Here is a 23,194-nt window from a genome sequence, read left to right on the forward strand (position 1 = left end):
CTCCTGGTGTTGTCTCTAGGCGGGGGAGCGAGGCTCCCCGAACGGGGAACTGATCTCCTCAGGCGAGGAGTTCGAGGACGAGGCCGCCTGCGGCCCCTGCGAGGACGACGGCCCACGGCGGGAGCTTCCAGGCGATCAGCAGGACGAAGCAGATCACTGCGAGGCTGAAGGCGCCCGGCCCCGTGATCGCGGTGGTGAAGACCGGCATGTACAGGGCGGCGGCGAGGATCCCCACCACCGCTGCGTTCGCGCCCCGCATGACTGCCTGCGCCCACACCCTTCGGCGCAGCGCCTCCCAGAAGGGAAGGACGCCCACGAGGAGGAGGAATCCGGGGAGGAAGATCGCCAGCAGTGCGATCCCGGCACCGAGCATGCCGCCCGGCCCCGTCGCAGAGACGGCACCGAGGAAGGCCGCCACCGTGAATAGCGGGCCGGGGACGGCCTGCGCCGCTCCGTACCCGGTGAGGAACTCCTGCCCGGTCACCCATCCGGTCTCCACCGTGCCCGCCTGCAGCAGGGGCAGGACCACATGCCCGCCGCCGAACACGAGGGAGCCGGCGCGATAGAAGGCCTCGAACAGGGCGAGCGCGCCGGAGCCGGTGACGAGCACGAGCAGGGGAGTGCCCAGCAGGAGGACGGCGAAGAGGGACAGGCACGCGATCCCGAGGCTGCGGCGCACAGGACTGAGCCGCACAGCAGCGTGCGGTGCGGCCGCGGCGGGCTCGCCCTGCGTGCGGCAGAACAGGCACCCCGCGAGCGCCCCGAGCACGAGGGCGGTGATCTGCCCCGCGGAACCGGGCAGCAGCAGGGCCGCGACCGCAGCGGCGGCGGCGATGGCGGCGCGCTGCCGATCCGGGGCGAGGGTGCGCGCCATGCCCAGCACGGCCTGCGCGACGATTGCGACCGCGACGATCGTCAGCCCCGTGAGCAGCCCCTCGCCCACGGGCCCGGAGAACACCGCCGCGCCGGAGGCGAAGGCGACGAGGAGAACCGCCGAGGGCAGTGTGAACGCGGCGAACGCGGCGAGTGCTCCGTGGAACCCCGCACGGTGCAGACCCAGGGCGAACCCCACCTGGCTGGAGGCCGGCCCGGGCAGGAACTGGCACAGTGCCACGAGTTCCGCGTACTCCCGGTCTCCCAGCCACTTCCGCCGCTCGACGAGTGCGGAGCGGAAGTAGCCGAGGTGCGCGACCGGTCCGCCGAAGGAGGTGAGGCCGAGCACGAGGAACACGCGGAACACCTCCCACGCGGACCGCCTCGGGCCCGCCTGCGCGCTCCTCATCCGGTCTCCTCCTGCCCGGAGTGCAGGGAGGCGAGGAGCACGCGGACCCGGGCCTCGAGGTCGTCGCGGATGGCGGCGACCCCCTCCGCCGAGGCCAGCGCCGGGTTGCCGACGGCCCAGTCCTCGTAGCGGACGCCGGGGACGACCGGGCAGACGTCGCCGCACCCCAGCGTCACCACCACATCGGCGGCGCGGACCGCCTCATCCGTGAGCGGCTTGGGGAAGACCGGGTGCTCGTCGCCGACCAGCTCGTCGAGCAGCGCCCGGACGGGCGGATGCACCCGTGCCGCCGGCGCGGCACCGGCGGAGCGTGCGATCACGGACCCCTGGGAGAGATGATGGGCGAGCGCCGCGGCGAGCTGCGAGCGCCCGGCGTTCGCCGTGCACACGAACAGCAGCTGCGGCCGCGGTGCGGTCCCTTCCGGTTCGCTCCGTGCCGGGTGGTTCGCGCGTGTGCGGTCACGCACCAGGTCGGCCAGGCGCTGTTCGGCGAAGGCCGCCGTGAGCGGCAGCAGATCCGCGGAGACGCGCCCTGTGCGGGCGAGCGCTGCGAAGGAGTCCCTCACCGTTCCGGTCACGAGCTCGGCAGACAGCGCCGAGGTGCGGACGGCGAGCCTCTGCGCCAGCAGGGTCACCTGCGCGTCCAGGTCCGGCCCTGGGCCGTCCTCCGGGTCCGCGCCCGCCCCGGCAGCGGTCTGCTCCAGGAGCGTCGCGGGCGCGAAGGCGTCGAGGAGGGCGGTCACGGCAGAGCGCCGGCTCGCGTCGATCCGGTACCAGACCCAGGTGCCGCGGCGTTCGGAGGTGAGCACTCCCACGTCCCTGAGGACCCTGAGGTGGTGGGAGACGGTGGGCTGGGAGACCTCGGCGAGTCCGGCGAGGTCGCAGACGCAGGCTTCGCCTCGGGGATCGGCCGCGAGTGCCGAGAGCATCCGCAGGCGGAGCGGATCCGCCAGCGCCTTGAGCACCCCGGCGAGCGCGGTCGCGTGCTCGGTGCCGATCGCGTGTGTGACGACGGGAGTGCAGGTCTCCTCCGCAGGACCGCCGTTCATGCGCGGTCCTGACCCTGCACGGCGGTCTGTTCCTGCATCACGTCCTGCTGGGCCGCGGTGTCCCGCTCCCGGACAGGGGAGCGCGAGGGCTCTCCGGGGAGCGGCCGCGGCTCGGTGCGGAACACGGTGCGCGCAGCCCACAGGGAGACGTAGACCAGCCCCACGAGCACGGGAACTTCGATGAGGGGTCCCACCACTCCCGCCAGCGCCTGTCCGGAGGTCGCGCCGAACGTGCCGATCGCCACCGCGATGGCGAGCTCGAAGTTGTTGCCGGCAGCGGTGAAGGCCAGTGAGGCGGACCGCGCGTAGCCCAGGCCGAGGACCCGGCCGAGCAGGAGGCCGGCACACCACATGAGGGCGAAGTAGACGAGCAGCGGGAGCGCGATCCGGGCGACGTCGAGCGGTCTTCGCGTGATCGCCTCGCCCTGGAGGGCGAACAGCATGACGATGGTGAACAGCAGGCCGTACAGGGCCCAGGGACCCACGCGGGGGACGAAGGTGCGCTCGTACCAGTCCCGGCCTCGGCGGCGCTCTCCGATCAGCTGGGAGACGAAGCCTGCGACCAGGGGCACACCCAGGAACACGAGGACGTTGAGGGCGATCTGGCCGACGGAGACCTCGAACCCCTGCGTATCGAGGCCGAGCCACCCCGGCAGGACGGTGAGGTAGAACCAGCCGAGCAGGGAGAACGCGAGCACCTGGAAGATCGAGTTGAGCGCGACGAGGACCGCCGTGGCCTCCCGGTCGCCGCAGGCGAGGTCGTTCCAGATCACCACCATCGCGATGCACCGCGCCAGACCCACGATGATGAGACCTGTGCGGTACTCCGGCAGATCGGGGAGGAACAGCCATGCGAGGGCGAACATCACGGCAGGTCCGGCGACCCAGTTGAGCAGCAGCGAGGAGAGGAGGAGCCTCGTGTCCCCGGTCACCGCGGCGATCCTGTCGTAGCGGACCTTCGCCAGGACCGGATACATCATCATGAGCAGGCCGAGGGCGATGGGTACGGAGATCCCGCCGAGCTCCAGGCGCGACAGGAGCGGGGCGATGCCGGGAACGAGGCGGCCCAGCAGTAGGCCGGCCACCATCGCGAGGCCGATCCAGGCGGGGAGCCAGCGGTCGAGAGCGGACAGGGGGCGCATGGTGGGCGCGGTCGCGGGCGGAGTGGCCGGCGGGAGGCCGGTCTGATTCGACATGTTTCTATATTGATGGATCTCTAATCAATGGGCAAGGCGGGAGAGCGGCTGAAAGGGATGGGGCGGGCCCGGATAAGCTGAGCGACGTCTGTCGCCATCGTCTCCCGCCCGTGGGGCCCTGCCTGCGGGCGGGCCCTCCCTGACGGACGCCGGCCAGGATGATGCACACGACGCCGATGCACACGACACCCGAGGAGCATGCGTGACCCTGCAGTCCGAATCGGTCCTTCGCACCCAGCTGGCCGCCCACCTCGATGCCGCGCGCATCACGGGCGAGGTGGGGACGCCGCGGGAGAACAACCTCTCGCACATCCACCGCTTCCTCGCACAGGAGCGGCAGTTCGACTTCGGTGTGCCGCTGGAGCGCGACTGGGACTACGCCTCCGTCTTTGCGCTCATGGTGGAGCGTGCGGGCCTGCGGCCGGACCCGGCCTTCACTGAGGGTGTGGACACGATCTCCGCGGAGCTCTGCATCGCGGCGCTCGACCGCATGCGCGCGGTCCTGCAGGAGACGGTGGAGGCCGCGGGGCGGATCCTCTTCGCCTCCGGGCATCCCGCCGGCCTGCTGCCGGTGCACCAGGCCGTGGCCGAGTGGGCACAGGCGCGTGGGGCGCAGGTGATCACCGCCGAGGCCTTCACCGCCGACCCCGCCACCCTGCGCCTGCCCGTGCCGGAGCCCACCGGCGGTGACGTCCGCCGGCTGGGCCTGGTGCACGTGTGGCATCAGCACGGGGGAGTGCCGCACACGCATCTGGCCGAACCCATGCAGGCGCTGCTGGCGGCACTCGACGCCGCCGGCGCGCCCCGGCCGGACCTCGTGGTCGCCGACCACGGCTGGGCCGGCGCCGCCGGGGCAGCAGGGCTGCGAACCGTGGGCTATGCGGACTGCAACGACCCGGCACTCTTCGTCGCCGAGGCGCAGGGCCAGCTGGAGGTGACGGTGCCGCTGGATGACGACGTGGTGCCGCAGCTCTATCAGCCGATGATCGACTACCTCCTGCGGTGAATGCCCCTGTTCAGCAGTCGGGGCCGTGGGGTGCTGCCCGGCAGTCCTCACCCACGCGGTACTTGTGGTAGCGGTACACCGTCATGGGGAGCGGGTCGCTGGGGACCGCGGCGGTGCCCGGGATGGGGCTCCAGCCCGTGCCGTAGCTGAATTCTCCGGTGTAGACAGTGGTGAGAGTGACGGAGTACTCGCCCTTCTCCGTGTAGGTGTGCGTGATGCTGCCGTCCGCCGGACGTCTGGGCTCGCGCCCCGGGCTCTTCGACCGGTCTCCCGAGCCATCGCCGAAGTCCCAGAGGAACTCGACCGGTGTGGCCCGCACCTGCAGCGGGAAGCCCAGGAGTTCGGCGTCGAAGACCTTCACCCCGGCGTCCGCCCAGAAGGCGGTCTCCTTCCCGGAGACGGTCCAGTCCCGCGGAAGCGCGTGAGGGACGGACGGCGGAATGGGGAAGGAGGCGAAATCCGATTCGTCGGGGATGGGCGGAGGCGCAGGCTCCGGTGCCGGACCGGGCCCAGGCTGCTGCGGCGGCCGAGGCTGCGGGGCCGGGATCTCCGGGCGGGGCGCTCCGCACGGCGCACCGAAGTCACAGCGCGGACCGTGATCCGGATACTGCGGAGCGCGAGGTCGTTCCGGCGGGCGACTCCCACCCCCTCCGCCACCGTTGCCGCCTCCTCCGCCGTCGCCGTGGTTGCCCCCACCGCCGCCTCCACCACGATCAGGCCGGTCGGGCCGCTGCGGGGGCGGAGGTGGCTTGCCTCCAGGCTGGTCCCTCTGGCAGTCGACGCGACTGTCGCGAATTGTGCACTCCCGTGATGCTAAAGCCAATGCTGTTGTACCCGTGGCAGGTAGTAATGGAGAGGGTAAAAACAGTGCAATTATCGTTATAATAGTTGTGCGAAAATAATGAAGGCCGGGGTCAAAGAATTTCATCGCAGTTCGACTCATAATATTCTTCTTTGGTGAGAACCCAGTCACTTGCCCTCAGGTCTGCAGAGTGTATAAATAGGCGTTCGGAATCCTCTTTGTCTACTTCTTCTGTTGAGCTTTCATTCTTGCGCATCCATTTATAGTTGGTGTAATCTACACACGTCCATATCTGGGCATCCGAGCCCTCGTTGTATAGGCCAACCAGGGAGTTTTTGATAGATATGGTTCCGCGGGTTGTGGCTTGGGCCTCACTTTCCGCGTTCAGTGAATCCTGGTGCTTCTTTGCGAAATCGGCAGATAGCCGAGGTGTGAGGGACTCAAATCCCGCGAGGTGATAGTCGGTGGTCCCTGACGCATATTCAACCCACTCGTCTATGAGTAGTAGCAGCTCGTCAATCTGTTCGCGATCTTCGCTGGAAAGCTCAACGGCGCTTGTGTATGGAGGGATCGTCGGCTCGTAGGTGGGCTCCGGGTCAGCTCCTGCGGTGGGGCCTACTGTGGCAGGAGCCTCGGGGTCGCCTCCGCAGGCGGTGAGCAGCAGGACTGTTGCGAGCGCTGCGGTCACGGAGCCGGTCGCACTCACGCGCCCGGAGCGCGTCCTGCTGCGAGGCCTCTGCCATGCGTGCTCTCGCGCACTTCCATGCTGCGAGCATCCGTGCCGTGCGCGCCCGTTCCCACTGGGCTCGCGTCCGCGTTCGTCAGCCTTCCCATCCACCCCAACCACACCCCATCGCCGCTCCTCACCACACTGTGAAGATCGCACCATCCCTTGCGAAACTAGTGCGTTCTCGCGCGGCCGGAAAGGCGGAAGCGGGAACCTGTGGACGGAAGTCCAGAGGTTCCCGCTTATAAGAGTGCTGCCGGTTCGCTCGCTCCGGGGCACACCGCAGGCCTGTCGTCTCGGCGAAACAGCAGTGAAACCGCAGCGACGGTGAAGCAGTCCGCGGCGGGGGCCGAAGGAGCCTCAGCCGGCCTCGACGGCCAGGTCCTCGATGACATCTGCGCCGGGGATCCGGGCAAGAGCGGCTCCGGGGAGGATGATCTTGGAGCCGCGGATGCCTGAGCCGATCACCACGGCCTCCTGCTCCACCACACGGGAATCGAGCAGCAGCCTCCACCCCTCCGGGAGGCCGATGGGCCCGATCCCGCCGTACTCCATGCCGGACTCCTCCACGGCACGGTCCATCGAGAGGAACGAGGCCTTGCGGGCGTCCAGCAGCTTCCGGATGCGCCTGTTCACATCCGCCCGGGTGGAGGCGAGCACCACGCATGCGGCGATCTGCTCGTTCTCGCCGCGCGTGCCGGCCACCACCACGCAGTTGGCGGAGGCCTCGGCGGGCAGGGAGAACGCCTCCATGAGCGCGGCGGTGTCGGCGAGCTCCGGGTCGATCTCGAAGACCTCGGCCCGGCCCGTGAAATCGGGCGCGGAGGCCGCCGCCCGCGCGACGGAGGCGCCGAGGAGCTGGGGGCGGGACTGCGCGGCCTCGGCGAGAGGAACGGTGGTCACATGTGCGGGAAGGAGACTCATGTCATCCGAGCGTACAAGCGGTTTCGCCCACGCGGGCGAGGGGTCCGTCAGTCGGTACGGGGCTCAGGTCCACCCTCTCCCGTGCCGCCCCGGGGGATGCGCACCTCACAGGAGCGCTGCGACCCTCCTCGCCGTCGCCTTCGCGGAGCCGGGGTTCTGGCCGGTGACGAGGGTGCCGTCCGTCACCGTGTGGGAGACGAACGGCAGGCGCGCCTTCTCGTAGAGGGCCCCGCGCCTCCGCGCCTCCTCCTCGGCATTGTAGGGAACGAGCTCCGCGACCTTCGCCAGCTCCTCCTCCCGCCAGGAGAAGCCCGTCATCCTGCGTCCGGCGAGCAGGTGGGAGCCGTCGGAGAGGCGGGTGTTGAGCAGGCCGCAGTATCCGTGGCACACCGAGGAGACGATGCCGCCGCGCTCGAAGATCTCCCGCGTGATCCGCTGCAGCCCCTCGCTGTCCGGGAAGTCGTACATGACAGCGTGCCCGCCGGTGAAGAAGATCGCGTCGTAGCGTACGGGATCGATCTCCTCGGGGCTCGCCGTGTGCTCGAGCAGTGCCGTCCTCTCGGAGCTGGCCTGCCAGGCGCGAGTGCTCCTGTCGCAGTTGGGGAGCTTCAGCGAGCGCGGCTCCAGCGGGGAGCGGCCGCCCGCCGGACTCACGAGGTCCTGCGAGAACCCGTGGTCCTCGAACACCTGCCAGGCATGCGTGAGCTCGGAGAGCCAGAGCCCGGTCGGATGGGCGGGGTCGTCGTAATGCCCCACGTTGGTGACGACGTGCAGGACTCGAGTGGACATGTGCGTGGTCTCCTTGCTCTGTGGATCGCCTGCCCGTGAAGTCACTCCGCGAGAGCGCGCAGGGTGGCGAACGACCCGCGTACGCGCGCCTCGACCTGCTCCGCGGTGCCCGCCGGGAGCTTGCCGTCGAGGTGGAGGAACGCGAGCCCGTGCGTGAGCGCCCACAGCGTCGTGGCGAGAGCCTCCGCATCCGCGGCGGGAAAGGCTCCGCGCACCGAGTCCGTGAGCAGTCCGCGCAGCTCCCCGGCCGCGCGGACGCGCTCGTCGTCCTGATCGTCGCACTCCTGCCCGAACATCAGCGTGAACAGTGCGGGACGGTCGAGCGCGAACCGCACGTAGGCGACGGCGAACCCGATGAGCTCCTCCGTCGAGTCCGCCGCGGCGCCGTCCGGCGAGAGGCACCGACGCAGCTCATGGAATCCACGCACCGCGAGCGCCGCCTCGAGCGCCTCGCGGTCCGCGAAGTGCCGGTACGGTGCCGTCTGCGAGACGCCGGCCCGGCGTGCGACGGCCCGCAGGGAGAAGGCCTCCCCGGCCTCGAGCATCGCCGAGGCCGCATCGAGCAGTGCGGACCGGAGGGCACCGTGGTGGTACGTCTCCCGCTTCGTTCCCGTTCCCGACACCTCGTCACCGGCCTTCCCGGCCTCGCTGGGCCCTCTTCGATGTGTTCAGTGTAAACACGGATGCGGCGCAGCGCCACACACGCCTCGCGGCGAGGAGGGTGTCCCTGAGCTGGTATAGTCGTCAGTCGGCCCGCGCGCGATCACACGATCAGGACCTCCATGTCCGCGTGGGCTGAGTGGGAATTCGGGCACTGGCGGGCGGAACGCGTCTCCGCACCAGGCGCCTGAGGAGAATTCACAGCAAAGGACAGAACATGAAGAAGGACATCCACCCGGAGTACGGCCCGGTCGTCTTCAACGACCTGGCGTCCGGCACCAAGTTCCTCACGCGGTCCACCCGCACGAGCGAGAAGACGATCGAGTGGGAGGACGGCAACACGTACCCCGTCATCGACGTCGAGATCTCCTCCGCCTCGCACCCGTTCTACACGGGCAAGCAGCGCATCATGGACTCCGCCGGCCGTGTGGAGCGCTTCAAGGATCGCTACAAGGGCTTCGGCAAGCGCTGATCGTCCTTCCGGACAGCCTTCGCTGAGGGCCCGGCGCTCTGGACTCACCTCCGGAGCACCGGGCCCTCAGTGCATTCAGGCGGGGTGCGCACCCGCTTCTCTCCTAGACACCCGTTTGTTCGCGTGAATACGCGGGTGTATAGGAGAGAAGCGGGTGTCTTCGCGCGGCTGAGCGCCGAGGCCCTCAGCGCACCTCGACGCTGACGGCCACGTCCGGGTGCGGCCGCACGCGGGCGGCGGGGTGGAAGAGCGAGTCCACGCCTATCGCATTGGGCAGCGAGGCCGCGATCGCGTGGGCGACCTTCTCCTTGGCGGTGCGCACGGCCTCGGCCACGGTGAGCCCCGTCGCCAGGCCCGCAGCGATGGAGGAGGCGAAGGAGCACCCGGCCCCGTTGACCAGCTTGTTGTGGGTCTTGCGGGAGGTGAGGACGCTGATCCGCTCGCTGTCGCCCTCCAGCAGCACGTCCACGGCGTCCTCACCGGCCAGGCGCGCGCCGCCCTTGATGACCACGTTCTCCGCGCCCATCGCGTGCAGCCGGCGTGCGGCCTTGATCATGTCCTCGACGGAGGTCAGCGGCTCCATCCCCGTGAGCGTCGCCGCCTCCTCGAGGTTGGGCGTGATGACGGTGGCGAGGGGGACGAGGTTCTCCACGAAGAGGTCCGTGAGGTCCACCATGGTCCCGCTGCCCTTGCACACCAGCACGGGATCGAACACGTAGGGGAGCGGCTCTGCGAGCTCCCGTTGCACGCGCAGGCGCCTGGCGAGCTCCAGCGCGGAGTCCACGGAGCCGAGCATCCCGGACTTGAGCGCGGAGAACTCGTGGATCCGCATCGTCGACTCGAGCTGACGGACGATCTCCTCCGTCTCCAGGAAGCTGACGACGTGGACGAAGTCCGCCTCCGGGTCGAAGGTGACGATGCACGTGACGACGGCCGCGCCGAAGGCCCCGTACTCGTCGAACATCTTGAGGTCCGCCTCCAGGCCGGCGCCGCCGGAGACGTCGGAGCCGGCGATCGTGAGCACGCGCGGGACGGAAGCTGTGGTCATGGGTGTGGGTCCTTTCCTCGGACGGACTGGGAGCGGCGCAGCTCAGCTCCCGCCGGGGTAGCCGTTCTGCCGCCAGGCCTCGTAGACGGCGATGGAGGCGGAGTTGGCGAGGTTGAGCGAGCGCCGCGAGGGGAGCATGGGGATGCGCACCCGCAGGTCCACGTGCGCATCGTCGACGACCTCCGCGGGCAGTCCGGTCGACTCCCGGCCAAACAGCAGCACGTCCCCGGGCCGGTAGGCGACGTCCGCGAAGCTGTCCTCCGTGTGCGTGGTGAAGGCGATGATCCGCCGCTCGCCCAGCTGCGCCCACAGGTGGTCGAGGTCCGGGTGGATCGTCACGTGTGCGAGATCGTGGTAGTCGAGGCCGGCCCGGCGCAGCTTCGCGTCGGACAGGTCGAAGCCCAGCGGCTCGACGAGGTGCAGGTGGGCCCCCGTCACCGCGGCCAGCCGGATGGCGTTGCCGGTGTTGCCGGGGATCTCAGGTGTGTGGAAGACGATGTCGAGGCCGTTCATAGCTGTCCCAGCCTAGCTGTAGCGTGGACGCGGCAGCGACGGGGTCGCAGCGACGACACCGCAGCGGCAGAGCGGCGGCGGAGAGAACGAGAGAGGGAGTGCACATGAGTGGGAGAACGGAGGCCGCCGAGGCCGTCGTCGTGGGCAGCGGGGTGATGGGCGCCTCGATCGCTTTGGCCCTGTCCCGCAGGGGCATGCGCGTGACAGTGGTGGACAAGGCCTCGGGCCCGGCGCAGGGCTCCACGGCGGCGACCAGCGCGATCATCCGCTTCACCTACTCCCTCCGGGACTCCATCGCCCTGGCCTGGGAATCCGCCCACATGTGGACCTCCCTGCGCTCCCACGTGCGCGCACCGGCCGAGGAGCCGGTGGCGGGATTCGTGCGCACCGGCATGGCGGTCCTCGAGGTCCCCGGCCTGCTGCCCCCGGACATCCGCATGGACTTCGACGCTCTCAGCATCCCGTACGAGGACTGGACGACAGCGGACCTGGAGTGGGAGATCCCGGGCATCGTCGCCCGCCGGTTCTTCCCGCCCGTGCGCACGGACGATCCGGCCTTCTTCGCGGACGAGCCGCAGCCGGTGACCGCTCTGCACACCCCGGACGGCGGCTACATCTCCGACCCCGTGCTCGCCACGGAGAACTTCGTCCGGGCCGCACGGCGGGAAGGTGCCCGGTTCCGCTACGGGGCCGAGGTCGTGGGCATCCGCGAGGCCGGCACGCCCCGCTGGGAGCTCGAGCTGGCCGAGGCGGCCGGCGGCGTCTCCGGCGGCACCGGCACCCGGACCACCCTGCGCGCGGACGTGGTGGTGAACGCCGCCGGCCCCTGGTCCTCCCGCATCAACGCCATGGCCGGCGTGGGCGGCGACCACGGCGTGAGCCTCACTCCGCTGCGGCAGGAGGTGCACACGGTGCCTGCGGAGTCCACCGTGCGCCGTCCGGACGGCAGCCCCATCCCCGCCCTCCTGGACGCCGGGATCGGCACCTACATGCGGCCCGAGGCCGGCGGCCAGCTGCTCATCGGCAGCGCGGAGCCGGAGTGCGACCCCCTCGAGTGGCTGGGCTCCCCGGAGGAGGCGGAGATGCGCGTGCGCGGCGCGCAGTTCGAGGCTCAGGTCCTGCGCGCGGCGAAGCGCCTGAGCGGGGTCGCGGTGCCCAACGCCCCGCGCGGCGTGGTGGGCGTCTATGACGTCGCCTCGGACTGGACGCCCGTCTACGACCGCAGCAGCGCGGACGGCTTCTACCAGGCGGTGGGCACCAGCGGCAACCAGTTCAAGAACGCGCCCATGGTGGGCGAGCTCATGGCCTGCCTCATCGAGGCCGTGGAGTCCGGGCACGACCACGACGCGGACCCCGTCCGGGTCCCGCTGCCGCTCACCGGCGGCACGCTCGGCCTGGGCATCTTCTCCCGCCTGCGGACGCCCGCGGCGACGAGCGGCACCGTCATGGGCTGACCTGCGCGCTTGCCGATTTCGAACACGCGTTCGATACTTGAGGCATGTCCGTCGCGCCCGTGCTCCCGCTCCGTCCGGGGGAGAACCCTGCGGCCGGAGAGGCCTCCCCGGCCGGAGCCGGTGCTGCGCTGCGGGACGCGCACGCGCTCACGGCCCGGCTCAGCCGTCAGCTCGGGATCCCCACCGCCACGACGCTGCTGGAGAAGGAGCGGCCCCGGCCCGTGCTCCCCGCGCTCGCCGGCCTCTTCTCCCGGGGCGGCCTGCCCCGCGGTGAGACCGTCGCCCTCACCGGGCACTCCACCCTCTCCCTCGCCCTGGCCGCGTGCGCAGCGGTGACGGCCGAGGGCGGCTGGTGCGCCGGGGTGGGATTGGGGGAGCCGGCCGTGTCCGCGCTCGCGGACCTGGGCGTGGACCTGTCCCGCTTCGTCTGCGCGGACGTCCCGGCGCAGGACTGGCTGCGCGTGGTCTCCGTCCTGGTGGGGTCCTTCGCCGTGCTCATCGCGGCGCCGGGCTTCTCCCCGTCCGCCGCGGAGCGCTCCCGGCTCGAGGCCAGGCTCCGGGAGAGCGGGACGACACTCCTCCTGCTGGAGGAGGAGGGGGCCGGCCGCGGCCGAGGCGAGCGCATCGAGGTGCTCGAGGAGACCTGGGAGGGCCTCGAGCACGGCTTCGGCCACCTCCTGCGGCGGACCCTGCGCCTGCGCAGCGCCCGGACGGGTGAGCACCGCATCGTGCTCCCGGGGGAGCGCGGTCAGGCGGCGGCCGCCGAGCCCGCGACATCCGCGCCGGAGGCAGCCGCACCGGAGGCCGGACTGCGGCTGCTCGCGGGGGACGGCACCGCGTCCTCACCCGCTCCGCGGTCCCGCCCCCTCTCGGTGGGAGGGCGCAGGTGAGCCGCACCCTCGCCCTCGTCGTGCCGGACTGGCTCGCCGTCGCCGCCGCGATCGAGGCCGATCTCCCGCCCACCGCACCCGTCGCCGTGCTGCGCGCCGGGCGCCTCGTCTCCGCGACCGCGCAGGCACGGGCGCTGGGGGTGGAGCGTGGGATGCGCGCCCGGGCGGCCCGCCGCCTCTGTCCGGACCTCTCCCTCTTCCCCGCGGACCCGGAGCGGGAGGCCCGGCACTTCGCCTCCGTGACGGAGGTGCTCACCGGCGCCGTCGCCCGCTTCACCGTGCTGGGGGCGGGTGCGGTGGGAGTGCCCGCGGAGTCGCTGCGGTACGCCCATGCGGACGAGGCCGCGGCGGTGGAGGTGCTGCTGGAGAGCCTCACGCAGGACTCCGGCTGGGAGTTCCTGCCCGGGATCGCGGACACGGTGCCGGCCGCGCTCCTGGCCGCCCAGCGCAGTCACCGGGTGGAGCCGGGCGGCACCCCGGCGTTCCTCGCGGAGCTGCCCGTCAGCGCGCTGGAGGTTCTGCGCGTCCTCGACGAGACCGTCGAGGAGGAAGAGCTCCTCGCACTCATCAGCGTGTTCGTCCGTCTGGGTCTCCGGACGCTGGGGGACCTGGCCGCACTCACGGGAGAGGACGTGAGCACGCGCTTCGGGGAGCTGGGGCTCCGCTGCCGCCGGCTGGCGTGCGGGGAGGAGACGCCCGCTCCGCCCGAACACCTCCGCACCGTCGAGCTGTGCGCCGCGGCCGCACTGGACCCGCCCACCCCGCGCACGGACGTCCTCGCGTTCCGGGCGCGCACGGCCGCGGCGGAGCTCTTCGCCGCGGTCCGCTCCCGCGGCCTCGTCTGCACGCAGGTGACGGTCCGGCTGCAGACGCCGGCGGGGGAGGAGAACACGCGCACCTGGCGGCTCGAGGAGATGGAGGAGGCGCGGATCGCGGACCGCGTGCGCTGGCAGGCGGAGGGATGGCGGGCGAACGTGCGCAGACCGGGGTCGCGGACGCAGGGGCCCGGGGGCAGAGCCGAGGGGGACGGCGTGGACGGGGATGCCGCCGCCGTGGACGAGGGCATCGCGCTCCTCACCCTCATCGCCGCGGAGCTCGCCGCACCGCTGGCCGCGCCGCGGCCGCTGTTCGGCGAGGGATCCGGTGATGACGCGGTGACGCACAGCCTCGAGCGGCTCCAGGGGCTCTTCGGCCCGGACGCGGTGCGCGTGCCCGTGCTGCAGGGCGGACGCGATCCCGAGGAGACGGACCTCTGGACGCCCTGGCAGCAGCGCCCGCAGCCCCTGCGCGATCCGGCCGCGGCCTGGCCGGGAGCCGTCCCCCGTCCGCATCCCACCCGTGTGCTCCGCACGCCCGTGGAGCTGCTCGACGCCCGCGGCCGTGACGTCGTCGCCCGCCCGTCCGGACTGGACAGTGCCCCGGAGCTGCTGCGCATCCCCGGGGTGGGCGCACGGCGGGTGGTGGGCCACTCCGAGGTCTGGGCGGCGGAGATCGCCTGGCCGGAGCCTGTGGAGCGCCGCTACCTCAGCAGGCTGCAGGTGCTCTGCGAGGACGGCAGCGCCTACCTCCTCGCGCGGGAGCACGGCCGGTGGCGGCTGCGGGGGGAATACGCATGAACGGGGGAGAGCACGCATGAACGCACGCACACCCTGGTCCGAGCTCTCGCACGCGCTGGCCTCCTGGGGTGAGGCGGACCGGAGCGAAGCGAACGGCTCGGACGCACCGGCGTTCTCCCGGCCGGACCGCTACGCGGGCAGGGAGCCCGAGGCCGCCGGGGAGTCCGCTCCCGAGGCCTCACCCCCTGCGCGCGGCGGCCTCCTGGGGCTGGGCTCGGTCCCCGGCCTCGCCCGGCTGCGCGCGGCACGAGACGCGGAGGCGGCCGGTGCGGAGCCGGGCGGCGAGGAGACCCGCTCCGCGCGCCCGTCCGCGCCGCGCTCCCATCCCGCACCGTTGCCCGCCCGCGCGCCCTATGCGGAGCTCCACGTCCACTCGGACTTCAGCTTCCTCGACGGCGCCTCGGACCCGGAGGAGCTGGTGGAGACCGCGGCCGCGGCAGGGCTCACCGGCATCGCGCTCACGGACCACAACGGCCTCTACGGGGCACCGCGGTTCGCCGCGGCGGCCGCGGCACACGGCATCGCCACCGTGTTCGGCGCGGAGCTCTCCCTCGGCCTCACCGCGCGCATCCCCGGGCAGGTCGACCCCGCCGCGGAGCACCTGCTCGTCCTCGCCCGCGGGGTGGACGGCTATCGCAGCCTGTCCGCCGCACTCACACGGGCCCACCTCGCGGGGGAGAAGAACCGGCCGGTGTTCGACCGGGAGGCGCTGCTGGCCCATACGCGCGAGTCCGGGCAGTGGCAGCTGCTCACGGGCTGCCGCAAGGGCGCACTGGGCCGGGCGCTGACGGACCCGCACGACCCGGACGGCGGCCTCAGCGTCCTCCGCCGCCTCCGCGACGCGGCGGGCCCGGACAACCTCGTCGTGGAGCTCACCCACGCGGGGCTGCCCGGCGACGACAGGCGCATCCGCCACCTCGAGGAGCTCGCCGCACGTGCGCAGCTGCCGACCGTCGCCACCAACGCGGTGCACTACGCCACCCGCGCGCGGTTCCGGGACGCCGCCGTCCGCGCGGCCGTGCGCGCCCGCCGGCCGCTGGCGGAGATGACCGGCTGGCTCCCGCCCACGGCGGCCGCACGCATCCGCTCCGGCGAGGAGATGCTCGCCCGCTTCCCCCGCATCAGCGTGCAGAACGCCGCCGCGCTCGCCGCCGAGACCGCCTTCAGCCTCCGGCTCGCCGCGCCCGGCCTGCCCCATGCGCCCATCCCCGAGGAGAAGGCGGCCGCGGGCGTGACGGAGGCCCAGCACCTGCGCGACCTCGTGGAGGAGGGCACGCTCCGCCGCTACGGCACGCGCAGTGAGCGCCCGGACGCCTGGGCGCAGATCGAGGAGGAGCTGGACCTCATCGAGCGGATGGGGTTCTGCGGCTACTTCCTCATCGTCCACCACATCACGGAGTTCTGCCGCAGGGAGGACATCTACTGCCAGGGGCGGGGCTCCGCGGCGAACTCCGCCGTGTGCTTCGTCCTGGGGATCACCGCGGTGGACGCGGTGGAGTACACCCTGGTCTTCGAACGCTTCCTCACCCCGGAGCGCGAGGGCTACCCGGACATCGACATCGACATCGAGTCCGGCCGCAGGGAGGAGGTCATCCAGCACGTCTACGAGTTCTACGGCCGCGACCGCGCCGCACAGGTGGCCAATGTCATCACCTACCGCGCCAGGTCCGCCGTGCGGGACGCCGCGGCCGCCCTGGGCTACGAGCCGGGCCAGCAGGACGCCTTCTCCAAGGGGATGGACCGCTGGCGGAGCCTGCCGGAGCCGGAGGAGACGGAGATCCCGCCCACCGTCCTCGAATACGCCCGCGATCTGCTGAACACGCCCCGGCACATGGGCATCCACTCCGGCGGGATGATCCTCGCGGACCGGCCCATCGGGGAGGTGGTGCCCATCGAACCGGCGACCATGCCGGACCGCACCGTCGTCCAGTGGGACAAGGACGACTGCGCGGAGATGGGCCTGGTGAAGTTCGACCTGCTGGGGCTGGGCATGCTCACGGCCCTCCACGAGATGCTCGACCTCGTGGCCGCGCACACGGGCGAGCGCATCGACCGCGCGGAGATCCCGCCGGACGATCCCGCCACCTACGCCATGCTGCGCCGCGGCGACGCCGTGGGCGTCTTCCAGGTGGAGTCCCGCGCGCAGATCGCCACGCTGCCCAGGCTGGGGCCGGAGGAGTTCTACGATCTCGTCGTCCAGGTGGCCCTCATCCGCCCCGGGCCCATCCAGGGCGGCTCCGTCCACCCCTACATCCGCCGCAGGCGGGGTGACGAGACGCCCGTCTACCTCCACCCGCTGCTGGAGAACAGCCTCGAACGGACCCTGGGCGTGCCGCTGTTCCAGGAGCAGCTCATGCAGATGTCGATGGACGTGGGCGGCTTCACCGGCCGGGACGCGGACGAGCTGCGCCGCGCGATGGGCGCCAAGCGCTCCGAGGCGGCGATGGCCCGGCTGGGCGACCGGTTCCTCGCCGGCGCGGCCCAGCGGGGTGTGCCGGCGGACGTCGCGGAGGAGATCTTCCGCAAGATCGCCGCCTTCGCGGACTACGGCTTCCCGGAGTCCCACGCCATGAGCTTCGCCAACCTCGTCTACCACTCCGCCTGGCTCAAGCGGCACCACCACGCCGCCTTCACCGCGGGCCTGCTGCGCGCCCAGCCCATGGGCTTCTACTCGCCGCAGTCCCTGCTGGCCGACGCCCGCCGCCACGGGGTGAGGGTCCTGCCGGTGTGCGTCAACCGGTCCGGGGCGCGGGCGGACCTGGAGCGGGATCCGGATTCCGAGGGCGGTTTCGCGATCCGGCTGGGCCTGGACTCCGTGCGCGGGCTGGGGAAGGAGGCCGCCGAGGCCGTGGTGGAGGTCCGCGGGGAGGATGAGTTCTCCTCCGCCGGGGATCTCGCCCAGCGCACGGGTCTGGGGAAGGCCGCCCTGGAGGGACTCGCGACGGCGGGCGCGCTGAGCTGCTTCGGCCTCGACCGCAGACGGGCGCTGTGGGTGGCGGGCGGGCAGGCCGGGGCCTCACCCGCGACCCTGCCCGGCACCTCGGGCCCGGTCTCCGCACCCGTCCTGCCCGACATGGACGCCTTCGAGGACACCCTCGCCCAGCTCTGGGCCACCGGGGTGACGGTGGACGGCTATCCCACCGAGGTGCTGCGGGAGCAGCTCACCGCCCGCGGCTACGGCTCCACGGCGGACGCGCTCGCCGCCGAGCCCCGCACCCGGGTGACGATCGCCGGGATCGTCACCCACCGCCAGCGCCCGGCCACGGCGGAGGGCCTGACCTTCTTCAACCTCGAGGATGAGGCGGGGATGCTCAACGTGGTGTGCACGGCCGGTCTGCTGCGCCGCTACCGGCGGATCGCACTGACGAAGAACGTCCTCGCCGTCACCGGGATCATTCAGCGTGCGGAGACGGCGGAGAGCACGGACGCCGTCGTGGTGAGCCTCTACGCGGACCGGCTCACGCCCATCCGGACGCAGCTGAACGTCCGCTCCCGTGACTTCCGGTAGCCGCGACGTCCAGCAGCGCACATGACGACAGATGACACCCCGAGCCCGTCCGGTCACGCGGAGGACCACCATGGTGCCATGACAGCCTTCGAGACGCTTCAGATCCACGCGGGCCAGGAGCCGGACGCGCAGACCGGGGCCCGGGCCCTGCCCATCTACCAGACCACCTCCTTCGTCTTCGACAGCCAGAAGACCGCCGCGGACCGCTTCGCGCTCGCAGAGCTGGGTCCCATCTACACGCGTCTCGGCAACCCCACGCATGAGACGGTGGAAGCGCGCCTCGCGGCGCTGGAGGGCGGCGTGGGCGCCGTGCTGCTGGCCTCCGGGCAGTCCGCGGAGTTCCTCGCGATCGCCAACATCGCCGGTGCAGGCGACCACATCGTCGCGAGCGCCAGCCTCTACGGCGGCACCTACAACCTGCTGGACGTGACCCTGCGCAAGCTGGGCATCGAGACGACGTTCGTCACGGACGCCGCGAACCCGCAGGCGTGGAAGGACGCGATCCGGGACAACACGAAGGCGCTGTTCGGCGAGACCATCGCCAACCCGCGCTCGGAGGTCCTCGACATCGCCGCCGTCGCCGCCGTGGCGCACGAGGCCGGTGTCCCGCTCATCGTGGACAACACCATCGCCACCCCCTACCTGCTGCGGCCCATCGAGCACGGCGCGGACGTCGTCATCCACTCGGCCACGAAGTTCCTGGGCGGGCACGGCACCTCCATCGCCGGCGTCGTCGTGGACGCCGGCAGCTTCGACTACGGCCGGTACCCGGAGCGCTTCCCCGGCTTCAACCAGCCGGACGCCTCCTACAACGGCCTCGTCTACGCGCGTGATCTGGGCGCGGACTCGCCGTTCGGCGCCAACGTCTCCTATCACCTCAAGCTGCGCGTGCAGCTGCTGCGCGACCTGGGTCCGGCGGCCTCGCCGTTCAACGCCTTCCTCATCGCCCAGGGCGTCGAGACGCTGAGCCTGCGCATGGAGCGCCACGTGGAGAACACGCAGAAGGTGCTCGCGTTCCTCGACGGGCACCCGCAGGTCGAGTCGATCCAGTACGCCGGGCACCCCTCCAGCCCGTCGTACGCACTCGCGCAGAAGTACACGCCCAAGGGGCCGGGCTCCGTGCTCGGCTTCACGCTCGCCGGCGGCTACGAGGCGGCGGTGAGGTTCGTCGACGCGCTCCGGCTGCACTCCTACGTGGCGAACATCGGCGACGTCCGCTCGCTGGCCATCCACCCGGCCTCGACCACGCACTCCCAGCTCTCCGAGGAGGCACAGCTCGCCGCGGGCGCCGGGCCCGCCTTCGTGCGCCTGGCGGTGGGCCTCGAGGGCATCGACGACATCCTCGCGGACCTGGAGCTCGGCTTCGCCGCGGCGAAGACTGCATGACGGCGATCATGCCTCCCACGGCGGTGGTGGCCGGCCACGCGCAGCACAGCGCAGCGCTGGGCGCGCTGCGGCTGGAGAGCGGCGAGGTCCTGGACGAGGTCACGCTCGCCTACGACACCTACGGCACGCTCGCACCCGGCGGGGACAACGCCGTGCTCGTCGAGCACGCCCTCACGGGGGACTCCCACGCGCACGAGTGGTGGCCGGGGCTCATCGGTCCGGGGCTCCCGCTGGACACCGATCGGTTCTTCGTCGTGTGCGCCAATGTGCTGGGAGGCTGCAGCGGGTCGACCGGCCCCACCAGCCTCGCACCGGACGGCTCGCCCTTCGGCGACCGCTTCCCGCACATCACGATCCGCGACACCGTGGCCGCGGAGCTGCGCCTGGCGGACCGGCTGGGCATCGACCGCTGGTATGCGGTCCTCGGGGGTTCGATGGGCGGGGCCCGGGCGCTCGAGACCGCGCTCATGGCACCGGAGCGGGTGGCGCGCACCGGGGTCGTCGCGGCCCCGGCCCACTCCGAGGCCGACCAGATCGCCTGGGGCCACATCCAGCTCCAGGCGATCCGGGCGGACCCGGTGGCCGGCCTCGGCATCGCGCGCCAGATCGCCCACCTCACGTACCGCGCGGATGCGGAGCTCAACCACAGGTTCGGTGCCCGGCAACAGGCGACCTCGGCGCCGGCGGAGCACGTGGGGGAGCGGTACTACTCCATCCAGAGCTACCTGGACCACCAGGCGGCCAAGCTGCAGCGCCGGTTCGACGCCGGCTCCTACGCGGTGCTCACGCAGGCCCTCATGGACCACGACGTCCGCCGGGGCCGTAGCCAGGATCTGCGCACCGCACTCGCCGGCGCCGGCGGGGAGTTCCTCGTCGCGGCGGTGAGTTCGGACCGTCTCTACACCCCGGAGCACGTGCGGCAGCTGGCCGAGGCCCTGCCCGGGGACGTGCCGTGCCGCATGATCACCAGCTGGGCCGGCCACGACGGCTTCCTCACGGAGGTGGAGCAGATCGGCGCGCTCTTCCGGGAGTTCCTGGCCGAGTAGTTGCGGAGCATGGACCTCGGCTCTTTGCACCGCCCACACCCCGAATCCTTGCAGCCGCCCACGCATAAGTGGGCGGCTGCAGGCATTCGGGGTGTGACGAAGTGGCTCAGCCGCGCTTCTCGGCGCGGCGGCGCAGCTCCTTCTCGTCGACCGGCCAGTCCGCCTGGGCGCGCGCCCGCCGGTAGTACTCCCGGGCCTCGGCCTGCCGGATGCTCTCCGCGTCCTCGGCGATGGGAGCCCGGCGCTGCTGAGGACCGTAGCCGAACGCGGCGACGAGCTCCTGGGCGTCCGCGGCGAGCTTGGCGCACAGCCGGTTGACGGTCTCGTCGATGAGCCGGGCGCGGGCCATCGGCATGCGCCCGTACATGAGGTGCCAGGACAGGTGCCGCTGGATGAGCGTGAGGCCGTAGAGGTCGCGGATGCGGCGCAGGGCCTTCGCCTCCGCCGGAGCGCGCCCTGCGTCCTCGAGCCGGTGCATCTCCGCATTGAGGCTGCGCCACTTCAGCAGCTCCACGTAGGCGATCGCCGCCTCCACGAGTTCGTTCTGGTGGCGGTTGAACAGGGCCGCACCGTCAGCCGTGCTCATCTTCGCCGCCGGACGCAGCGCCTGGGCGAGGCCCGCGACCATCGTCTCCACGCGGTCGGCCAGCAGCGCCTCCTGCACCTTGCCGGAGCGGATCCTCTTCTCCTTCACCGGCGCGGTGACGAGGTCGCCGATGGCCCGGCCCACGTTCGCCAGACCCGTGCGGTAGAGCGTGTGCTCCGCGGCCTGGGCGCCCAGGAAGCGGGCGGCTCCACCGAAGTCGATGTCCTTGAACTCCGCGGCGTAGTCCTGCAGGAGGCGCTTGCCCACCAGCTGCAGGAGGACGGTGTTGTCGCCCTCGAACGTGGCGTAGACGTCGAGGTCCGCGTGCAGCCCCACGAGCCGGTTCTCCGCCATGAAGCCCGCGCCGCCGCAGGCCTCGCGGCACTCCTGGATCGTGTCCAGCGCGGCGCGGGTGCTCAGCGCCTTGAAGCCGGCGGCCTGGGTCTCGAGCACCTGCCGGGCCTCATCGGAGTCGTCCTCGCCGGAGAACACCGCCTCGAAGGAGTGCAGCAGGGTCTCGTGGGCGAGGCCGTGGGCGTACGCCTCCGCCAGCAGAGGCATGAGCCGCCGCTGGTGGCGCTGGTAGTCCAGCAGCCGGGTCTCCTCCACGGGCGAGGCCGAGGCGAACTGGCGGCGCTGGCCGGCATAGCGCACCGCGATGTCGAGGGCGAGCTTCTGTGCCACGACCGCCGCGCCGTCGAGGGAGACGCGCCCTTGGACCAGCGTGCCCAGCATGGTGAAGAAGCGGCGGCCGGGGGACTCGATGGGGGAGGAGTACTCGCCGTCGGCCGCGACCGCGCCGTAGCGGGTGAGCAGGTTCTCGCGCGGCACGCGCACGGCGTCGAAGGCGAGGCGGCCGTTGTCCACGCCCAGCAGTCCGCCCTTCTTGCCGTCGTCCTCGACCGTGACGCCGGGCAGCGGGGTGCCGTCCTCATCGCGGATCGGCACGACGAGGGCATGCACGCCGTGGTTCACGCCGCGGGTGACGAGCTGGGCGAAGACCACGGCGGCGCGGCCGTCACGGGCGGCATTGCCGATGTACTCCTTCGTCGCCGCGCGGAAGGGGGTGTGGAGTGAGAACTCACCGGTCTCCGGCTCGTACGTCGCAGTGGTGCCCAGCTCCGCGACGTCCGAGCCGTGACCGATCTCCGTCATCGCGAAGCAGCCCAGCAGACGGCCGGAGACGGCGTCGTCGAGCCACTTCGCGTGCTGCTCCTCGTTGCCCAGGTGCTGGATGGCGCCGGCGAAGAGCCCGAACTGCACGCCGGCCTTGATCTGCAGGCTGGGCGAGGCGGTGACGAACTCCTCGAACCCGGCGACGTACTCGGCGTGCGTGTTCCGCCCGCCCATCGACTCCGGCAGCGGCAGCCGGGTGAGGCCGGAATCGCTCACCAGGCTCACGGCGGCGGTCGTGGCCGCCCGCAGCTCCTCCAGGGTGCCCTCCGCGGGCAGATGGGCGCGCGGGTCGGCTGCGGTCTCACGGCCTCGGCGGCGGGCGGCGGCCCAGGTGCCGTCGAGCACCGCGCCCAGCACGGCGGGGTCCAGTGCGTTCGTCTCCACTCTGCGTCCTTCCATCGGGGTGTCCTCTCGGGTGTCTGTGGTCAGTCGGGTGTGCGCGGACGTGAGGCCCAGAGCCAGTCGGCGAGCTGCGCCGTGAAGTCCTCCGGGTCCGTGGGGGCGTCCAGCCAGGCGGCCGTGCAGCTGCGGACGAAGCCCACGGCGCCCTGGGCCCACATCCGCCCCTCTGCGTCCGTCAGGCCCATGCGCGCGCAGAGCAGCGACGCCACGTCGGTGTGGAGCGCGCCGCTGCCGGTGTCCGGGGTGAGCGCGGAGTCGCAGAAGCGGTAGACGCCGGGGGAGCGCAGGCCCAGGCCCACGAGCGCGGCGATCATCGATCGCAGGCTGCGATAGGGGTCCGCCTCCGCCTGGCCGGCCTCGTCGATGGAGGTGCGGATGACACCGGTCGCCCAGTCCGCCATCGCACGCGTGAGCCCGTTCCTGTCGCCGAAGTACCGGTAGAACACCGTCTTCGAGGTGCCCGTCGTCTCCGCGAGGGCGTCCATCGAGAGGGACTCGCCGTGCGCGTCGATGGCCTTCCGCACGGAGCGCAGCAGCTCCCGTCTGCGGGTGCGCCGGTGGGCGTCCCACCGGGAGCTGCGCCCGTCGAGGGTGTCCTGTTTCATGTGACTGACGGTATCAGGTACTCTCGGTACCGGTGAAACCGCTCACAGAGTCCACAC

20 protein-coding genes are annotated in these 23,194 nt (G+C 71.8%); 8 read left to right on the forward strand and 12 right to left on the reverse strand.

Features of this window, described 5'->3' with window-relative positions; genetic code table 11:
• Nucleotides 1–58 precede the first annotated feature (58 nt).
• Genes chrA through arsB form a run of 3 tightly spaced genes read right to left on the reverse strand, consistent with a single transcriptional unit; the run spans nucleotide 59 to nucleotide 3,473 of the window.
• The gene (gene chrA, locus ABD240_RS04385) at nucleotides 59–1,282 is read right to left on the reverse strand and encodes a chromate efflux transporter (RefSeq protein WP_344335472.1); all 1,224 of its coding nucleotides are present in this window, start codon (nucleotides 1,280–1,282) and stop codon (nucleotides 59–61) included.
• Nucleotides 1,279–2,331 (reverse strand): metalloregulator ArsR/SmtB family transcription factor, encoded by a 1,053-nt coding sequence (locus tag ABD240_RS04390; protein ID WP_344335475.1) that lies wholly within the window; start codon nucleotides 2,329–2,331, stop codon nucleotides 1,279–1,281. The genes chrA and ABD240_RS04390 overlap by 4 nt, the downstream gene beginning before the upstream one ends.
• Nucleotides 2,328–3,473 carry an ACR3 family arsenite efflux transporter gene (gene arsB, locus ABD240_RS04395; protein WP_344335621.1) on the reverse strand — a complete coding sequence of 382 codons (1,146 nt, stop codon included), beginning with the start codon at nucleotides 3,471–3,473 and terminating at the stop codon, nucleotides 2,328–2,330. Before arsB ends, ABD240_RS04390 begins: the two co-directional genes overlap by 4 nt.
• A 256-nt stretch (nucleotides 3,474–3,729) precedes the next feature.
• On the opposite strand from arsB, the gene ABD240_RS04400 reads away from it, so the two are divergent.
• Nucleotides 3,730–4,533: a phosphatase gene (locus tag ABD240_RS04400; RefSeq protein WP_425546988.1), complete on the forward strand. Its 804-nt coding sequence runs from the start codon at nucleotides 3,730–3,732 to the stop codon at nucleotides 4,531–4,533.
• Between the two features lie 10 nt (nucleotides 4,534–4,543).
• Here the strand turns inward: ABD240_RS04400 and ABD240_RS04405 are convergent, their stop codons facing one another.
• The 5 genes from ABD240_RS04405 to ABD240_RS04425 form a co-directional block, all read right to left on the reverse strand.
• Nucleotides 4,544–4,894, reverse strand: a complete 351-nt coding sequence (locus ABD240_RS04405; RefSeq protein WP_291794264.1) for a PKD domain-containing protein — start codon at nucleotides 4,892–4,894, stop codon at nucleotides 4,544–4,546.
• Nucleotides 4,895–5,447: 553 nt separating this feature from the next.
• A complete protein-coding gene (locus tag ABD240_RS04410; protein WP_344335478.1) occupies nucleotides 5,448–6,023 on the reverse strand; it encodes a hypothetical protein in 576 nt (191 codons plus the stop codon).
• Between the two features lie 399 nt (nucleotides 6,024–6,422).
• Complete coding sequence (locus ABD240_RS04415) at nucleotides 6,423–6,986, reverse strand: YbaK/EbsC family protein (RefSeq protein WP_291794260.1); 564 nt, start codon at nucleotides 6,984–6,986, stop codon at nucleotides 6,423–6,425.
• A gap of 105 nt (nucleotides 6,987–7,091) precedes the next feature.
• Nucleotides 7,092–7,775: a type 1 glutamine amidotransferase domain-containing protein gene (locus ABD240_RS04420; protein WP_344335481.1), complete on the reverse strand. Its 684-nt coding sequence runs from the start codon at nucleotides 7,773–7,775 to the stop codon at nucleotides 7,092–7,094.
• A 41-nt stretch (nucleotides 7,776–7,816) separates the two neighbouring features.
• Nucleotides 7,817–8,398 carry a TetR/AcrR family transcriptional regulator gene (locus ABD240_RS04425; RefSeq protein ID WP_344335484.1) on the reverse strand — a complete coding sequence of 194 codons (582 nt, stop codon included), beginning with the start codon at nucleotides 8,396–8,398 and terminating at the stop codon, nucleotides 7,817–7,819.
• A 254-nt stretch (nucleotides 8,399–8,652) separates the two neighbouring features.
• Between ABD240_RS04425 and ABD240_RS04430 the strand changes: the two genes are divergently transcribed.
• Entirely contained in the window at nucleotides 8,653–8,907 is a 255-nt protein-coding gene (locus tag ABD240_RS04430) for a type B 50S ribosomal protein L31 (protein ID WP_291794253.1), read from the forward strand.
• Nucleotides 8,908–9,091: 184 nt separating this feature from the next.
• On the opposite strand, the gene ABD240_RS04435 is transcribed toward ABD240_RS04430, so the two are convergent.
• Nucleotides 9,092–9,955 (reverse strand): PfkB family carbohydrate kinase, encoded by an 864-nt coding sequence (locus ABD240_RS04435; RefSeq protein ID WP_344335488.1) that lies wholly within the window; start codon nucleotides 9,953–9,955, stop codon nucleotides 9,092–9,094.
• A gap of 42 nt (nucleotides 9,956–9,997) precedes the next feature.
• Nucleotides 9,998–10,468 (reverse strand): tRNA (cytidine(34)-2'-O)-methyltransferase, encoded by a 471-nt coding sequence (locus ABD240_RS04440; protein WP_291794249.1) that lies wholly within the window; start codon nucleotides 10,466–10,468, stop codon nucleotides 9,998–10,000.
• 104 nt (nucleotides 10,469–10,572) lie between these two features.
• Between ABD240_RS04440 and ABD240_RS04445 the strand changes: the two genes are divergently transcribed.
• The 6 genes from ABD240_RS04445 (at nucleotide 10,573) to metX (ending at nucleotide 20,368) form a co-directional block, all read left to right on the forward strand.
• A complete protein-coding gene (locus ABD240_RS04445) occupies nucleotides 10,573–11,922 on the forward strand; it encodes an NAD(P)/FAD-dependent oxidoreductase (RefSeq protein WP_344335491.1) in 1,350 nt (449 codons plus the stop codon).
• Between the two features lie 44 nt (nucleotides 11,923–11,966).
• A complete protein-coding gene (locus tag ABD240_RS04450) occupies nucleotides 11,967–12,812 on the forward strand; it encodes a porin (RefSeq protein ID WP_344335494.1) in 846 nt (281 codons plus the stop codon).
• Nucleotides 12,809–14,428 carry a DNA polymerase Y family protein gene (locus ABD240_RS04455; RefSeq protein WP_344335497.1) on the forward strand — a complete coding sequence of 540 codons (1,620 nt, stop codon included), beginning with the start codon at nucleotides 12,809–12,811 and terminating at the stop codon, nucleotides 14,426–14,428. The genes ABD240_RS04450 and ABD240_RS04455 overlap by 4 nt, the downstream gene beginning before the upstream one ends.
• A 16-nt stretch (nucleotides 14,429–14,444) precedes the next feature.
• Nucleotides 14,445–17,936: an error-prone DNA polymerase gene (locus tag ABD240_RS04460; RefSeq protein WP_344335500.1), complete on the forward strand. Its 3,492-nt coding sequence runs from the start codon at nucleotides 14,445–14,447 to the stop codon at nucleotides 17,934–17,936.
• Between the two features lie 78 nt (nucleotides 17,937–18,014).
• Nucleotides 18,015–19,322, forward strand: coding sequence for an O-acetylhomoserine aminocarboxypropyltransferase/cysteine synthase family protein (locus ABD240_RS04465; RefSeq protein ID WP_291795189.1), 1,308 nt, complete (start codon nucleotides 18,015–18,017; stop codon nucleotides 19,320–19,322).
• Nucleotides 19,319–20,368: a homoserine O-acetyltransferase MetX gene (metX, locus tag ABD240_RS04470; protein ID WP_344335504.1), complete on the forward strand. Its 1,050-nt coding sequence runs from the start codon at nucleotides 19,319–19,321 to the stop codon at nucleotides 20,366–20,368. The genes ABD240_RS04465 and metX overlap by 4 nt, the downstream gene beginning before the upstream one ends.
• Nucleotides 20,369–20,474: 106 nt before the next feature.
• Here the strand turns inward: metX and ABD240_RS04475 are convergent, their stop codons facing one another.
• Nucleotides 20,475–22,529 carry an acyl-CoA dehydrogenase family protein gene (locus tag ABD240_RS04475; RefSeq protein ID WP_344335507.1) on the reverse strand — a complete coding sequence of 685 codons (2,055 nt, stop codon included), beginning with the start codon at nucleotides 22,527–22,529 and terminating at the stop codon, nucleotides 20,475–20,477.
• A 26-nt stretch (nucleotides 22,530–22,555) separates the two neighbouring features.
• Nucleotides 22,556–23,137, reverse strand: a complete 582-nt coding sequence (locus ABD240_RS04480) for a TetR/AcrR family transcriptional regulator (RefSeq protein WP_291795195.1) — start codon at nucleotides 23,135–23,137, stop codon at nucleotides 22,556–22,558.
• Between the last annotated feature and the right edge of the window lie 57 nt (nucleotides 23,138–23,194).

The organism is Brevibacterium salitolerans, from assembly GCF_039531405.1.
Lineage (GTDB): Bacteria > Actinomycetota > Actinomycetes > Actinomycetales > Brevibacteriaceae > Brevibacterium > Brevibacterium salitolerans.

Coding starts and splice junctions, on each gene's coding strand:
- ABD240_RS04420 (WP_344335481.1), bottom strand. CDS start 7,775: ATGTCCACTCGAGTCCTGCACGTCGTCACCAACGTGGGGCATTACGAC.
- ABD240_RS04460 (WP_344335500.1), top strand. CDS start 14,445: ATGAACGCACGCACACCCTGGTCCGAGCTCTCGCACGCGCTGGCCTCC.
- ABD240_RS04445 (WP_344335491.1), top strand. CDS start 10,573: ATGAGTGGGAGAACGGAGGCCGCCGAGGCCGTCGTCGTGGGCAGCGGG.
- ABD240_RS04440 (WP_291794249.1), bottom strand. CDS start 10,468: ATGAACGGCCTCGACATCGTCTTCCACACACCTGAGATCCCCGGCAAC.
- ABD240_RS04475 (WP_344335507.1), bottom strand. CDS start 22,529: ATGGAAGGACGCAGAGTGGAGACGAACGCACTGGACCCCGCCGTGCTG.
- ABD240_RS04430 (WP_291794253.1), top strand. CDS start 8,653: ATGAAGAAGGACATCCACCCGGAGTACGGCCCGGTCGTCTTCAACGAC.
- ABD240_RS04480 (WP_291795195.1), bottom strand. CDS start 23,137: ATGAAACAGGACACCCTCGACGGGCGCAGCTCCCGGTGGGACGCCCAC.
- ABD240_RS04450 (WP_344335494.1), top strand. CDS start 11,967: ATGTCCGTCGCGCCCGTGCTCCCGCTCCGTCCGGGGGAGAACCCTGCG.
- arsB (WP_344335621.1), bottom strand. CDS start 3,473: ATGCGCCCCCTGTCCGCTCTCGACCGCTGGCTCCCCGCCTGGATCGGC.
- metX (WP_344335504.1), top strand. CDS start 19,319: ATGACGGCGATCATGCCTCCCACGGCGGTGGTGGCCGGCCACGCGCAG.
- ABD240_RS04465 (WP_291795189.1), top strand. CDS start 18,015: ATGACAGCCTTCGAGACGCTTCAGATCCACGCGGGCCAGGAGCCGGAC.
- ABD240_RS04390 (WP_344335475.1), bottom strand. CDS start 2,331: ATGAACGGCGGTCCTGCGGAGGAGACCTGCACTCCCGTCGTCACACAC.
- ABD240_RS04435 (WP_344335488.1), bottom strand. CDS start 9,955: ATGACCACAGCTTCCGTCCCGCGCGTGCTCACGATCGCCGGCTCCGAC.
- chrA (WP_344335472.1), bottom strand. CDS start 1,282: ATGAGGAGCGCGCAGGCGGGCCCGAGGCGGTCCGCGTGGGAGGTGTTC.
- ABD240_RS04415 (WP_291794260.1), bottom strand. CDS start 6,986: ATGAGTCTCCTTCCCGCACATGTGACCACCGTTCCTCTCGCCGAGGCC.